Annotated in this window: 9 protein-coding genes and 2 pseudogenes; 4 read left to right on the top strand and 7 right to left on the bottom strand. The window is 71.0% G+C overall.

Annotated elements, in window-relative coordinates; translation table 11 throughout:
* Positions 1–55 precede the first annotated feature (55 nt).
* The gene (locus tag AB0B58_RS22875; protein WP_360226856.1) at positions 56–2818 is read right to left on the bottom strand and encodes a cation-transporting P-type ATPase; all 2763 of its coding nucleotides are present in this window, start codon (positions 2816–2818) and stop codon (positions 56–58) included.
* A gap of 91 nt (positions 2819–2909) precedes the next feature.
* Positions 2910–3563 carry a hypothetical protein gene (locus AB0B58_RS22870; RefSeq protein WP_360226853.1) on the bottom strand — a complete coding sequence of 218 codons (654 nt, stop codon included), beginning with the start codon at positions 3561–3563 and terminating at the stop codon, positions 2910–2912.
* 457 nt (positions 3564–4020) lie between these two features.
* On the opposite strand from AB0B58_RS22870, the pseudogene AB0B58_RS22865 reads away from it, so the two are divergent.
* The 4 genes and pseudogenes from AB0B58_RS22865 to AB0B58_RS22850 all read left to right on the top strand — a co-directional run bounded on the left by AB0B58_RS22865 (position 4021) and on the right by AB0B58_RS22850 (position 11073).
* A pseudogene (locus AB0B58_RS22865) lies at positions 4021–6425 on the top strand (phosphoketolase family protein).
* Positions 6426–6862: 437 nt separating this feature from the next.
* Positions 6863–7135: pseudogene (locus tag AB0B58_RS22860) on the top strand (phosphoketolase); the annotation flags it as partial.
* Between the two features lie 130 nt (positions 7136–7265).
* Positions 7266–8267, top strand: coding sequence for an Acg family FMN-binding oxidoreductase (locus AB0B58_RS22855; protein ID WP_360226850.1), 1002 nt, complete (start codon positions 7266–7268; stop codon positions 8265–8267).
* A gap of 70 nt (positions 8268–8337) precedes the next feature.
* Positions 8338–11073, top strand: a complete 2736-nt coding sequence (locus tag AB0B58_RS22850) for a cation-translocating P-type ATPase (protein ID WP_360226847.1) — start codon at positions 8338–8340, stop codon at positions 11071–11073.
* Positions 11074–11081: 8 nt separating this feature from the next.
* Here AB0B58_RS22850 and AB0B58_RS22845 read toward each other — a convergent pair whose 3' ends face one another.
* The 5 genes from AB0B58_RS22845 to AB0B58_RS22825 form a co-directional block, all read right to left on the bottom strand.
* Positions 11082–11684: a zinc-binding dehydrogenase gene (locus tag AB0B58_RS22845; RefSeq protein ID WP_360227336.1), complete on the bottom strand. Its 603-nt coding sequence runs from the start codon at positions 11682–11684 to the stop codon at positions 11082–11084.
* Between the two features lie 547 nt (positions 11685–12231).
* Positions 12232–12783, bottom strand: a complete 552-nt coding sequence (locus tag AB0B58_RS22840; RefSeq protein ID WP_360226844.1) for a hypothetical protein — start codon at positions 12781–12783, stop codon at positions 12232–12234.
* A 29-nt stretch (positions 12784–12812) separates the two neighbouring features.
* The gene (locus AB0B58_RS22835; protein WP_360226841.1) at positions 12813–13349 is read right to left on the bottom strand and encodes a DUF6286 domain-containing protein; all 537 of its coding nucleotides are present in this window, start codon (positions 13347–13349) and stop codon (positions 12813–12815) included.
* A gap of 6 nt (positions 13350–13355) precedes the next feature.
* Positions 13356–13736 (bottom strand): Asp23/Gls24 family envelope stress response protein, encoded by a 381-nt coding sequence (locus AB0B58_RS22830; protein WP_360226838.1) that lies wholly within the window; start codon positions 13734–13736, stop codon positions 13356–13358.
* Entirely contained in the window at positions 13733–13915 is a 183-nt protein-coding gene (locus tag AB0B58_RS22825; protein WP_360226835.1) for a hypothetical protein, read from the bottom strand. Before AB0B58_RS22825 ends, AB0B58_RS22830 begins: the two co-directional genes overlap by 4 nt.
* Between the last annotated feature and the right edge of the window lie 17 nt (positions 13916–13932).

The raw sequence follows: 13932 nt of genomic DNA, 5'->3' as shown, positions 1-13932 counted from the left end.
TGCCGGGCGGTGGCCAGCCGGACGCGCGCTCTTTCGCGTGCCGACGAGACCCACCTCATGGCGAACCCGCCGCTGGGCGGTGCCGGATTACCCAGCGGGCCAGTTCGTCGGCGCCCCAGACGATGATGGGGAAAGGGGTGATGATCGCGAGTTGGGTCCAGCTGAGCGAGGCGGTGCCGAAGATGTGCTGCAGCGGCGGGGCGTAGATGACGGCGGCGGTGAATACCAGTTCGAACAGGATGCCCCAGAGCAGCAGCGGATTGGTGAACAGTCCGATGGTGAACAGCGACGCCCGATCGGTGCGGGCGGCGAACGCGGTGCCGATCTGGCAGGCGACGATCCCGGCGAACGTGATCGTGGTGGCTTGCAGGTAGGCGTGGTGCAGGTCGCTGCCGGGTCCGGTGGGGTCACCGGGATGCCATCCGGCGCGCACGAGGGTGTAGAGGTAGCCGCCCATGACCAGGACTGCGGAGACGCCGCCGAGCAGCAGCCAGGCACGCAGCAGCAGCGTCCGGTCGATCACGCCGGTGGTGCGTGGCCGGGGTGGGCGGTTCATCAGGCCGGGCTCGGCCGGTTCGCGACCCAACGCCAGCGCGGGCAGGGTTTCGGTGCCGAGGTCGATCGCGAGGATCTGCAGCACTGTCAGCGGCAGCGGGATCGCCCCTCCGGACAGCGCGAAGATCAGGAACGGGACCACCTCGGGTACGGCGTGGGCGAAGATGTAGAGCACGAATTTGCGGACGTTGTCGAACACCCGCCGCCCCGCGTCGACGGCGACAACGATGGTCGCGAAGTTGTCGTCCGTGAGCACCATCGTTGCGGCCTCGCGGGCGACGTCGGTGCCGGAGCGGCCCATCGCCACGCCGATGTCGGCGTGGCGCAGCGCCGGGGCGTCGTTGACGCCGTCGCCGGTCATCGCCACGATCTGCCCGCCGGCACGCAACGCCTCGCAGATCCGCAGCTTCGCCTCCGGTGAGGCCCGGGCGAACACGATCTCGTCGTGGCCGGCCAGAAGCTCGTCGAGGCCGGCGTCGCTGAGTCGGTCCAGTTCCTCGCCGGCGACGATGCGGCCGCCGTCGCGGCCGACGCCGACCTGGTGGGCGATCGCGGCGGCGGTGGGTCCGTAGTCGCCGGTGATGACGTGGATGCGGATGCCGGCCTGGTGGGCGCTGGCGACGGCCTCGGCGACGCCGGGCCGGGCGGGGTCGACCATTGCGGCCAGGCCCAGCAGGGTCAGCCGTGCGTCGGCGTCGTCGCGCCGCGCCGGTGCGGGCTCTCCCGCGTCGAGGGTCCGCTGGGCGACGGCGAGGACGCGCAGGCCGCCGGCCGCGTACCGGTCCAGTCTGTGTTGTAGTTCGAGGCGTGTCGCGTCGTCGAGCGGCCGGCGGTTGCCGTCCGGGTCGAGCAGGTGCGTGCAGCACGGAAGCACCGTCTCGGGCGCCCCCTTGGTGCGCACGGCGAGGATCCCGGCTGTTTCGTCCACGACGGACATCCGCTTGAGGTGTCCGTCGAAGTGGAACACCGCACGGCGCCCCGCATCTCGCGCGGCGGGGGTGACGGCCATGTCGAGGTTCGCGGCCAGGCGTAGCAGGGCCAGTTCGGTGGGATCCCCGCTGCCGGGCTGGGTGCCGGTCGGTGATTGGGCGGTCGTGCAGGATGCCGCGGCGGCCGCCAGGACGCCGGCGCGGGGGTCGTCGATCGGTGCGCCCGCGTCGAGTTCGCTGCCGGGCAGCCAGATGCGGGTGACGGTCATCCGGTTCTCGGTGAGGGTGCCGGTCTTGTCGGTGCAGATGACGGTGGTCGACCCGAGGGTCTCCACCGCCGAGAGGCGTTTGACGACGGCACCCTTGCGGGCGAGTTCCCGGACACCGGCGGCCAGGGCGAGCGTGATGATGGGCAGCAGGCCTTCGGGGACGTTCGCGACGATCAGGCCGATGGAGAACCCGATCGCGGCGCTCCAGCCGAGGCCCGCCCAGACGCCGATGGGCAGGAACGCCACCCCGACGACGACCGCGACCACCGCGATGATCCAGGTCGCCCGCCGGACCTGGGTCTCCAGCGGGCTGCGCTGGGTCGGCCCGCGTTGCGACAGGGCGGCGATGCGGCCGAGTTCGGTGAGCATGCCGGTGCGAGTCACGACGGTGTGAGCTTCGCCGCCGGTGCAGGTGGTGCCGCTGAAGACGAGGTCGTGCGCGTCCAGCACCGAACCGGTGACCTCGGCGGGCTCGGCGGAGCGGATGACGGGCATCGATTCGCCGGTCAGCGCGGACAGGTCGACGGTGACGTCGCCGTCGATGATGCGGGCGTCGGCGCAGACCCGGTCGCCCTCGGCGACGATCAGGACGTCGCCGGGCACCAGGTCCCGAGCGGGGATCTCGGCGTGGGCGCCGTCGCGGACCACGGTGGCGGTCGCGGGCAGGAACGCGGCGAGCGCGTCGACGGCGCGTTCGGCCTGCATTTCCTGCACGAAGGCGAACCCGGCGTTGAGCAGGATGACGGCGACGACGGCGATCGCCAGCGCCGGGGCCCCGCCGGCCCAGGCCAGGACGGCGGCGACGGCGAGCAGGATCGCCAGCGGCTGGGTGAACTGGGCGAGCAACTCGGCGGGCCAGCGCCGGACGGTTCGTCGGGTCAGCCCGTTCGGTCCGTAGACGACGAGGCGCCGGGCGGCCTCGCGTCCGGCCAACCCGTGCGGCGAGGTCCGCAGGTCGCGGAACAGCTCCGCGAGCGGCTCCCGTGCGTTCACCTCGGCGCCGGCAGGACCACCCGGCGGACCGCCGCCACCGGCCGAGACCGCGCGGCCCTTGGGCGCTGCCATGGCTGTCATCGTCGAGCCTCTTCACGTACCGGGTGGTTGGGGCGGCTGGGGCGCGGCCCGGGCCAGTCCGCCCCGGGCCACGCGTGCCGGCCTAGGTGAGCCAGGTGTGGCGTCGTACCAGCGGGGTGGCCGTCCACCAGCGGCCGAGGCCGAGGGTGTTGCCGGCGCCCAGCAGAGCCAGGACCACGAGGACGGCGGCGTAGATGAGGTGGTCGTCCATGAACGGGTTGCTGGACGGGGGCAGGACAGCGGTCCACATCAGCACGGTCAGCAGCGCGCCGGCACCGGCGGCGATCCGCATGCCGATGCCGAGCATCAGTGCGACACCGATGCCCAGCAGGGCCGCCATGAACAACGCGTCGGCGACGACGCTGCCGGCGATCGAGTGGTAGAAGCCGGTGAACGGGCCGCTGGCGGACTTGCCGAGGAACCCGGCGGTGGGGCTGCCGCCGTTCAGCCACGACTTCGCGGCGACGGTACTGTGGCCCAAGCCGAACAGCTTGTCGAGGAACGCCCACAGGAAGATCCAGCCGAGGGCGAGCCGGATGCCGGCCAGCAGGTAACGCGCCGCAGTGGCCGCCGACCCGGTCCCGGACAGTACGGTGTCCGGCCCGGCGGTGGCGTGCCGGGCGGTGTCGAGCCGGTGGGCCGCGGTGTCCCGCTCCGTCTGGTCGATGGACGTGGTGGGGGCAGGGGTTTCGTGACCGTTGGCGATGTTGACCATCGCGCTCACGTTCCTTCGCATTTGCTCGGAGGCATGTTCCACGGACGAGGCAGTAGGCGACGCCGCTCATGCCGATGCGGGCGTACCGAGTGATGGGCTGGTCGGCTCGGCAGCGTCACCCCGGCTCAGGGGGCGGATCGACGGCGGCGGGCGGGCAGGCAGCCACCGGGGTCTCGAGCGACAAGTCTCACCGTACGCTCATATCGCGTGGCGGGCTGACCGGGGGCGACGGTGCCGACGGCTGCGGCGGACTGGCGTAGTGTCGAGGTGTCCGCTCTGGACCCCGGTGGTTGGCGGCCGGCCGTGGTGGGCACGTTGACGTTCTTCGCCGCTGCGGCGATCAGTCGCGTTTCTCGCGCAGATTTCTCTCGGGCACGACAATCCGGCCGTGGTCGAGATCAGGAACCGGGCGTGTCGCCGGCATTCCTGTTGTTATCGCGCGGCATACGAGCACCGATCGGAAAGGCGGCGGTCCATCATGACCGCGACCCGAACCGCACCTCCCGTCGACTCCTCGATCTTCGAGGTCGCCGAGGACGAACCGTTGGGCGTCGATGAACTGAAGCGCCTCGACGCGTACTGGCGTGCCGCGAACTATCTGTCGGTCGGGCAGATCTACCTGATGGGCAACCCGCTGCTGCGCGAGCCGCTGGAGCCCGCCCAGGTCAAGCCGCGGCTGCTCGGGCACTGGGGTACCACCCCGGGCCTGAACCTGCTCTACGCACACCTGTCGCGGATCATCGCCGCCCGCGGGCGGGAGGTCATCTACGTGACAGGTCCCGGCCACGGCGGGCCCGGCCTGGTCGCGAACACCTGGCTGGAGGGCACCTACTCCGAGGTGTACCCGCGCATCTCGCGGGACGCGACCGGCATGGAGCGGCTCTTCACCCAGTTCTCGTTCCCCGGCGGCATCCCCTCGCACGTCGCACCGGAGACCCCCGGGTCGATCCACGAGGGGGGCGAGCTCGGATACTCCCTCGCCCACGCCTACGGTGCCGCCTTGGACAACCCCGACCTGGTCGTGGCCTGCGTCATCGGCGACGGCGAGGCGGAGACCGGCCCGCTCGCCGCGTCATGGCACTCGAACAAGTTCCTCGACCCGGTCGGCGACGGCGCGGTCCTGCCGATCCTGCACCTCAACGGCTACAAGATCGCCAACCCGACGGTACTCGCCCGCATCGGCGACGACGAGCTGGCAGCGCTCCTCACCGGGTACGGCCACAAGCCCTACCTCGTCGCCGGCGACGACCCCGCCAGGGTCCACCAGCTCCTCGCCGCGACCCTCGACACCGTGTTCGACGAGATCGCCGAGATCCAGCGGGCCGCCCGCTGCGGCGACACCGTCGAGCGCCCACGCTGGCCGATGATCGTGCTGCGTACCCCCAAGGGTTGGACCGGTCCCGCAACGGTCGACGGCCTGCAGGTGGAGGGCACCTGGCGCGCCCACCAGGTGCCCCTTACCGCGGCCCGCGACGACGCCGTGCACCTCGACGCCTTGCAGGCGTGGATGTTGTCCTACCGGCCGGAAGAGCTCTTCGACGACCAGGGCGCACCGCGACCGGAGATCGTCGACTGGCTGCCGCGCGGTGAGCTGCGCATGTCGGCGAACCCGCACACCAACGGCGGCCGGTTCCCGCGCGACCTGGAGCTGCCCGACTTCCGCGGCTACGGCGTCAAGGCTGGCGAGACGGCCGAGGCGACCCGGGTGCTTGGTGGCTGGCTGCGCGACGTGATGGCCGCGAACGCCGAGTACCGAAACTTCCGGGTGGTCGGACCGGACGAGACCGAGTCGAACCGGCTCGGCGCGGTCCTCGACACCACCGCAAAGGCCTGGCAGGCCCGCGTTGACGACGTGGACCGGCATCTCGATCGGCACGGCCCCGGGTCATGGAGATCCTGTCCGAGACCACCTGCCAGGGCTGGCTGGAGGGCTATCTGCTGACCGGCCGGCACGGCCTGTTCTCCTGCTACGAGGCGTTCATCCACATCGTCGACTCGATGTTCAACCAGCACGCCAAATGGCTCAAGACCACCTGGCACCTCGGCTGGCGCAAACCCGTCCCATCACTGAACTACCTGCTCACCTCACACGTCTGGCGCCAGGACCACAACGGCACCTCCCACCAGGATCCCGGCTTCATCGACCACGTCGTCAACAAGAAGGCCGAGGTCGTCCGGGTCTACCTTCCGCCGGACGCCAACACCCTGCTCTCGGTCGCCGACCACTGCCTGCGCAGCCGTGACTACGTCAACGTCATCGTCGCCGGAAAACAACCCGCACCCACCTGGCTGGACATGGACGACGCCGCCCTGCACTGCGCCCGCGGCCTCGGCATCTGGGACTGGGCGAGCAACGACAACGGGGACCCCGAGGTAGTCCTCGCCGCGGCCGGCGACGTACCGACGTACGAGATCCTCGCCGCGACCGACCTGCTCCGCCGGCACCTGCCCGACCTCAAGGTACGGGTCGTGAACGTCGTCGACCTGATGCGGCTGCAACCCGACTCCGAACACCCGCACGGGCTGTCGGACCCCGAGTTCGACGCGATCTTCACCACCGACCGGCCGATCATCATGGCCTACCACGGCTACCCCTGGCTGATCCACCGGCTCACCTACCGGCGCACCAACCACCACAACCTGCACGTCCGCGGGTACAAGGAGGAGGGCACCACGACCACGCCGTTCGACATGGTCGTCGTCAACGACATGGACCGCTTCCACCTCGTCATCGACGTCATCGACCGGGTCCCCGGTCTCAGCCGCCGTGCCGCGGTCCTACGGCAGCAGATGGTCGACAAGCGCGCCGAGCACCGCGCCTACGTCCGTCGTACCGGCGAGGACCTGCCCGAGATCCGCGACTGGACCTGGCCGGCAGCATGACCGAGACAACAGAGGACGCCAATCATGGACAGCGATGCCCTGACCCACCCCACCGATCTTCGGCTCGCCACCCATGCCCTGGCCGATGCGGCATCCGCCGCCGGGTACGCCCCGTCGATCCAACACTCGGCCGTGGCGGTGGCGGCTCGCCGGTGTCAGGCTGGATCTGCATCTCGAACCTAGCTGGATCCTGCAGATCAGCGATCCTGACGGGCGGCTGGCGCCGTCGCGGGTCCGTCTCCACGCGGCCTCTGGATAGGGACGGCCGCGGATAAGCACGCGGGCAGCGCCGGGTGCCGTGGTGTGAGCGCGAACAGGCGTAGGGTCGAGGTGTCGCCCCGGGACCCGGGTGGCCGGTAGTTGGCCGTTGCGGCACGTGGGCGTTCTCTCCGCCTCCGCGACGATCAGGTGCGTTCCTAGCGCAGATTGTTCCCGAGCACGGATATCCCGAGTTCGACGCCCTCTTCACCGCCGACCGGCCGGTGATCGTGGCCTATCACGGCTACCCGCGGCTGGTCCACCGGCTGACCCTACCGGCGCACCAACCACCACAAACCTGCACGTCCGCGGCTACAAGGAGGAAGAAACCGCAACCACGCGGTTCGACATGCTCGTCGTCAACGACGTGGACCGCTTGTACCTCGTCATCGAGGTGATCGGCCGCGTCCCCGGGACTCGGCCGCCGCGGCGCCGTGCGCCGGCAAGTGGTCGGCACGCGGGCCGAACACCGGGCCCACGTCCGCTGTACCGACCAGGACCTGCCAGAGATCACCGACTGGGTGCGGCCCCGACGCCTTGACCGGCCGACGTCCACTCCCCGTTGCAGGAGAGGAAGCCATCATGACCACCGATACGCCCACGCAAGCCGTCGATATTCGCGCCGAGGCACAGGCGCTGTCCAACGCGGCAGTCACGGCCGGACACGCACCCTCCATCCACAACACCCAGCCGTGGCGCTGGCGCCTCATGGACAACCAACTCGACCTGTACCTCGATCACAGCCGTGGTCTCGAGGTCACCGACCCCGACTCCCGCCTCGCCATCCTGAGCTGCGGCGCCGCGCTACACCACGCCCAGGTCAGCCTCGCCGCCGACGGCTGGCACGCCCTACTGGCCCGGCTGCCCGATACCGAAAACCCCGACCACCTCGCACAGCTACGCCTCGACCATCGGATCCCGGTCGAACCCGCGGCGATACGCCATCTGCAGACCATCGGCCTGCGCCACACCGACCGCCGGCCCACCCGCGGCGCCCCGGTGGACGCCGACACGCTGCGATCCATCACCGCCGCCGTCGAGTCCGCCGGCACCGGACTGCACCTGCTGCGCCCCGACGAGGTGTACGACCTGGCCACCGCCGCCGACCACGCCCAACGCACCGAAGCCGACGAGACCGCCTGGCAGGCAGAACTCGGGTACTGGACCGGCGGCAACCGGCTGCTCGGCAGCGGCATCCCGGACGCCGCTATCCCCCACGACACCCCCCGGACCACCGTGCCCGGCCGCGACTTCGGCCACCACGGAGACCTGCTCGTCTCCGACGCACACGACCGCACGGCCGACTTCGCGATCCTCTATGGAGCCGAGGACACCACCCTCGACTGGCTACGCGCCGGCGAAGCGCTGTCCGCCGCCTGGCTGACCGCCACCGAACTCGGTGTCGCCGTTGTGCCCCTCAGCGCCACCATCGAGGTGAGCGCCACCCGGGCACTCATCCGCCACCTGCTCGCCGACCTCGATCACCCGTATCTGGTATTGCGCTTCGGCACACACGACCCGGCCGACGGTCCAGCCCCACACACACCGCGACTACCCACCAACCAGATCATCGAACAGGTCTGAAGACCGCCGCCCATCCCCGGTCCCGCAAAGTCGTGGGGCCATCAACACGATCGGACAAGGCGCGACCGGCATGACCGCACCCAAGCTCCAGCCCGCACCGGACGACGCCGTCACCACCGGACCGCACGGGGACCCCGATGCCGCCCGCCTCAACCCACCCGGAAGCGGTGGCCTGTCGTCGCGCGACGCCGCGGCGCGGCTGGTCCGCGACGGCGGCAACGTGCTGCCGTCGCCGCAGCCCACACCGCTATGGCGCAGGATCGCCACACAGCTACGGGACCCGCTGGTGCTGGTCCTGCTCGCCGCCGCCGGGTTCACCCTCGCCACCGCCGACTTCACCGACGCGGCCGTGATCCTGCTGGTCATCGTCGTGAACACCACCGTCGGCGTGATACAGGAGATCAAAGCCGAACGGGCCATCACCGCCCTGTCCGCACTGACCGCCCCAGCCGCCCGGGTGATCCGCGACGGCACGCAACGCGAAGTCCCCGCCGCCGACCTCGTCGCCGACGACCTACTGGTCCTGGCCGAAGGTGACGTCGTGCCTGCGGACGCCCGCGTCGTGGAGTCGGCTGCCCTACTCGTCGACGAGGCAGCACTGACCGGTGAATCAGCGCCCGTCGACAAGTCCGCCGGCGCCGGCACGACAACAGCGTCAACAGTGGTGTCAGCCGGCACCGTAATCGTCCGCGGCCGCGGCCACGCGGTGGTTACCGCCACAGGCGCGGCCAGCGCCATGGGCCGCATCGCCGCCATGCTGGTCACCAGCCCCGGACTGACTCCACTACAGCGGCGCCTGGCCGGCGTCGGCCGGCAACTCGCTATCGGAGCGCTGCTGCTGTGCGGGTTGGTCCTGGCCCTCGGGCTGGTCCGCGGACAACCCCTGCAGCTGATGATCGTCACCGCGATCAGCCTGGTCGTGGCCGCCGTACCCGAGTCCCTGCCGGCCGTGGTCACCCTCAGCCTGGCCCTGGGCGCACGTCGGATGACCGCCCGCCACGCGGTCATCCGCCGGCTGCCCGCCGTGGAGACCCTCGGCTCGGTGACGATCCTCGCCACCGACAAGACCGGCACCCTCACCGAAGGCACCATGGTCGTCCGACAGCTGTGGACCACCGCTCACGGCGACGCATCCGTCGGCGGCGTCGGCTACGCCCCCGATGGAAAGATCAACCGCGGCGGCCATGCCATCGCGCCCGACCAGGCCATCGACCTGCAGCAGCTGGTGCGGGCGGCCGTGCTCTGCAGCGACGCGTCGCTGCGCCCACCCGGCCCCGACAACGAAGACTGGTTGCCCGTCGGCGATCCCACCGAAGCGGCGCTGCTCACCGTCGGCGGCAAGCTCGGCATCGACGCCGACGCGTTGCACACGTCCCGGCCACGCCAGGGTGAGGAGCCGTTCGACAGCGACCGCAAACGCATGAGCACCGCACATCGGCTACCCGACGGCCGCACACAGATCATCTGCAAGGGCGCCCCGGAATCGCTGCTACAGCCGGCGATCCTGACCGACCCCGCTGACGTGCTACGCCAAGCCGCGGACCGGGCCGACGCGCTCGCCCGCGACGGCTTCCGGGTCCTCGCGGTGGCCCAGACCAGCCGCGAAACCATGCCGGACGACATCCGCGACTACGAGCACGAGCTGCAGCTGCTCGGCCTCGTCGCGATCCTCGATCCGCCGCGCGCCTCCGCGGCCGCCACCATCGCCGCCTGCCGGCACGCCGGCATCACCCCGGTCCTCATCACCGGCGATCACCCGGCCACCGCGGCGGCGATCGCCGCCGACCTCGGCATCATCGCCGCCGGCGACCAGACGGTCGACTGCCGTACCACCGACCCCGGCCCGGCAGCCACCCGCGGCGTGCGGGTCTTCGCCCGCGCCACCCCGCAGCAGAAGGTCGCCATCATTGACGCGCTGCGCACCACCGGGGAAGTCGTGGCGATGACCGGCGACGGCGTCAACGACGGCCCCGCCCTGCACCGTGCCGACATCGGCGTAGCCATGGGCAAACGCGGCACTGAGGTCGCCCGCCAGGCCGCCGACCTGGTCCTCGCCGACGATGAGCTGGCCACCGTCGTCGCCGCCGTCCAGGAGGGCCGCCGCGTCTACGCCAACATCCGCCGGTTCCTGCTCTACGCCCTGTCCGGCGGCGCCGCCGAGATCACCGTGATGCTCGCCGGGCCATTCGTGGGCCTGCCGCTGCCTCTGCTCCCGGCCCAGATCCTCTGGATCAACCTGATCACCCACGGTCTGCCGGGCCTGGCCATGGGCAGCGAACCCGCCGACCCCGACGCCATGCACAAGCCACCGCGCCCGCCGGCCGAAACCATCCTCGGCGCCGGCCTCTGGCAACGTGTCCTGCGCGTCGGCACGGTCATCGCCGCAGTGACCATCGGCGTCGGCGTGTGGGCGCACGCCACCGGCCGGCCCTGGCAGACCCTGACCTTCCTCGCGCTGGGCGTCACCCAACTGGCGGTAGCCCTCGGGTCCCGTGCCCGCCCCGGCACCAGGGCCAACCCCATGCTGTTCGCGGCCGTCGGCGCCGCGCTGCTGCTCCAACTCGCCGCCATCTACGCCCCACCCCTGCGGGAACTTCTCGGCACCCAACCAATAGCGATCACCGACCTGCTGATCGTCACGGCCGCCTCCACCCTCGGCTACGCCGCGATCCGCCTCGACCGTCGCATGCACCCGACCCATCGACCGGACCAGGCAGGCGATGAACACCACCGTAGGCAGCGGTTACAGACCTCCGCCGACACAGCCGACCGCTGTGCGCCGTCATCCGTGGGCGATGCGTTCTGACCGGACCGCTACTTGTGCAGCAGAACCTTGATTGCGCCGGTGTCGCCGGCGCGGCTGAACACCTCGTAGGCGTCAACGACCCGGTCGAGCGAGAACCGGTGGGTGACGAACCTCTGCGGGGCGAGTTGTCCCGTGCGAAGCAACTTCAGCAGCGTCGGGGTGGACCAGGTGTCGACGAGGCCGGTGGTGATGGTGATGTTGCGCGTCCACAGGTCTTCCAGGTGCAGCGTCGCCGATTTGCCGTGGACGCCGACGTTGGCGACGTGGCCGCCGGGGCGTACCAGGCGGGTACACAGTTCGAAGGTGACGCTCAGCCCGACGGCCTCGATCGCGACGTCTGCGCCGAGCCCGTCGGTGAGCCCGGCGATGATCTGTGCCGGATCCTGCCGGGCCGGGTTGAGCGTGACGTCGGCGCCGAACTGTTTCGCGGCCTCCAGGCGGGTGTCGGCGAGGTCGATGGCGATGATGTGGCTGGGGCTGTAGAGCCGGGCGCTCATGATCGCGGACAGTCCGATCGGTCCGGCGCCGACGATCGCCACGGTGTCACCGGCCCTGATGCCGCCGCTGACGACACCGACCTCGTGGCCGGTCGGCAGGATGTCGGAGAGCATCAGCACGGCTTCGTCATCCAGGCCGGCCGGGATCAGGTAGGTCGAGGTGTCGGCGAACGGAACCCGTACGAAATCGGTCTGGGTGCCGTCGACGCGGCGGAGAACGCCCCGCCTCTGGACACGGTCGACGCGGTCACCCGGGAACTCGCCGCAGCGCTGGGCGCCGTACCGTCTCGTTCCTGATTGCCGATCTCAGCGGCCAGACGCTGGTCCGGCCGGCTCACATGCCGTCCAGCGGTGCGGGCGCCGGCATCACGGTGACGAGGCCGCCACTGTGGTGCCCTTCGACGGCGGCCCGGCCGAGCAGGCGCTGCACACCCAGACGGTGCAGACCCTCGCGGAGACCGACGGGTGGACGGTGCTGGCGCCCGTGACCGATCGCGGCGAGGTAATCGGCCTGCTGGAGATGACCCTGCCGGACGAGCCCCTGAAAGCAGGAGCACATTGTCGCGGCCTACCGGTTCGAACTCGGCAGGCACCAGACCTCCGCATCGCTGCCTGACGGGGTCTGGGGCCGGCTGGTTAGGCGCCGGAAGCCGACGGTCGCTCAGGCCCGGTCGACCCGCCCTGCCGGGCGGCGGCTGACGGTGATGTCCAACGCGGCCGGAAGGTCGGGGCGGTCGAGGGCTTGTCGCGCGTGGGCGAGGGCACCGGCCTCGATGCGTTGGCACAACGCCCCGATGTCGGCCGCCTGATCGACGGTGACGCTGACGGCAAGCGCGGGTTCCTCGGGCGTGCCGCGCAGTCTGCTGCTCGCCGCCCGGACGCCCCGGTAGGCCTCGATTTCCGCTTCGATGGCCTGGCCGACGGCCCCGCCGGCCAGGGTGGTCGCACCGGCATTGGGGTCCGTGGGAATTCTGACCCCGTGGATGCGGTCCGTGGAGAGCAGGACGGCGAGCAGCCACCAGCCGCCCGACAGCACCATGACCACGCCGGTGGCCGCCACGGCCGGCCACCACCATGCACTGTTCTCGGCCACGAAATGGACCACCGCGGGGTCGAGCACGGGGCTGTCGGGCGGGGCTATGCCGAGGCGACCACCGCCGGCTAGCAGGGCGGCGACTCCGGCGGCCAGGAGCGTGAGACCGATGAGTCCCAACAGGACACGATTGGCGCGGTCGGCGTGCATCAGTGCGCCCTCGCCGACAGGCGAACCACCAGGGTGGGCGTTCTGCGCAGCAGCAATGCGTCCAGGCGCTGCTGTGCCGTGCGGGTCATCGCCTCGCGCCGCACCGCCACGTCCGCCGTGCGCCCGCCGCGGGTACGGGCGGAGATCTTGATCTTTCTTCGTTTGACGACCACGTGTGCGTCGTGCACGCCCTCGACGCGGCTCACCGCGGCGGCCAACGAGCGGGCCACTCCCCGGCGGGTGACGGCGGCGTCCGTGGCGGGGTGGCCGACCACGAGCGCGAGCCGGCCAGGTCGGCGAGGTTTGAGCTGCGCCCACAGCAGCGCAAGGCCGGCGAGGGCAAGCATGACGCTGATGAGGCGTACGTGGGTCGCGCTCCAGGTGGTGTGATGCGCCCAGGCGTAGACGGCCGGCCAGTCGAGCACTACCGGGTCGGCGCCGGTCCACTGCGCCACGACCTCGACGACCAGGATCACCCCGCCGACGATGAGCGCGAGAGCGAACAGCGCTGCCAGGAGGCGGTTGGTGATTCGCATGGCGGTTTACCTGACTCTCGGCCCGGGCTGGTCGGCGACCAGGCCGGTGACCGCGATGTCGACCTCCGCGACGGTGAGGCCGGTCCACGCGCCCAACCTGCTCCGTAGCCGTTCCCGCAGGTCGGTGGTGACCGTCGGCACGGACGCCGGCCACCGCACGCTGATCGCCAGGTCGACGAAGACACGGTCGCCGTCGACCTCTGCGGACACCTTCGGCAGCGAGGTCAGACTGGTCTGCCGGGCGCCGAGGTGACTCCCGCCGGGCACGGTGCGACCCAGGAGGCCGGCCGTCCCGCCCACGTCGGGGTTCTCAGACGCGATCTGGGCCGCCAGCTTGGCCACGGCCGCCGCGCTGATCTCCACCGTCCCGGGAACGGTCACGGTCACCGGGTACTCCGCCGTCCGGATATGTACGGCATCAGGTCCAGCTCACCGCCGAGGGCCTTGGCCACGACGCCGCCGAGAAGCATGAACAAAGCCACCACGAGCATCTCCCCCAAACCGCCGAAGGCCAGGACCATGCCCAGCGCGAGGCCCACGGCGGTACCGAAGATCGTACGAGTCATGTCAGCTCACCGTCCCG

The sequence above is a fragment of the Actinoplanes sp. NPDC049118 genome (assembly GCF_040648555.1).
In the GTDB taxonomy this organism is placed as follows: Bacteria; Actinomycetota; Actinomycetes; order Mycobacteriales; family Micromonosporaceae; genus Actinoplanes.
The sequence above is the reverse complement of the archived record's forward strand: the minus strand, read 5'-3'. Positions and strand labels throughout refer to the sequence as shown.

Bases quoted from the DNA above. Each gene is read 5' to 3' on its own strand.
- AB0B58_RS22845 (WP_360227336.1), bottom strand. From the start codon at position 11,684: ATGCTCTCCGACATCCTGCCGACCGGCCACGAGGTCGGTGTCGTCAGC.
- AB0B58_RS22875 (WP_360226856.1), bottom strand. From the start codon at position 2,818: ATGGCAGCGCCCAAGGGCCGCGCGGTCTCGGCCGGTGGCGGCGGTCCG.
- AB0B58_RS22855 (WP_360226850.1), top strand. From the start codon at position 7,266: ATGACCACCGATACGCCCACGCAAGCCGTCGATATTCGCGCCGAGGCA.
- AB0B58_RS22825 (WP_360226835.1), bottom strand. From the start codon at position 13,915: ATGACTCGTACGATCTTCGGTACCGCCGTGGGCCTCGCGCTGGGCATG.
- AB0B58_RS22835 (WP_360226841.1), bottom strand. From the start codon at position 13,349: ATGCGAATCACCAACCGCCTCCTGGCAGCGCTGTTCGCTCTCGCGCTC.
- AB0B58_RS22870 (WP_360226853.1), bottom strand. From the start codon at position 3,563: ATGCGAAGGAACGTGAGCGCGATGGTCAACATCGCCAACGGTCACGAA.
- AB0B58_RS22850 (WP_360226847.1), top strand. From the start codon at position 8,338: ATGACCGCACCCAAGCTCCAGCCCGCACCGGACGACGCCGTCACCACC.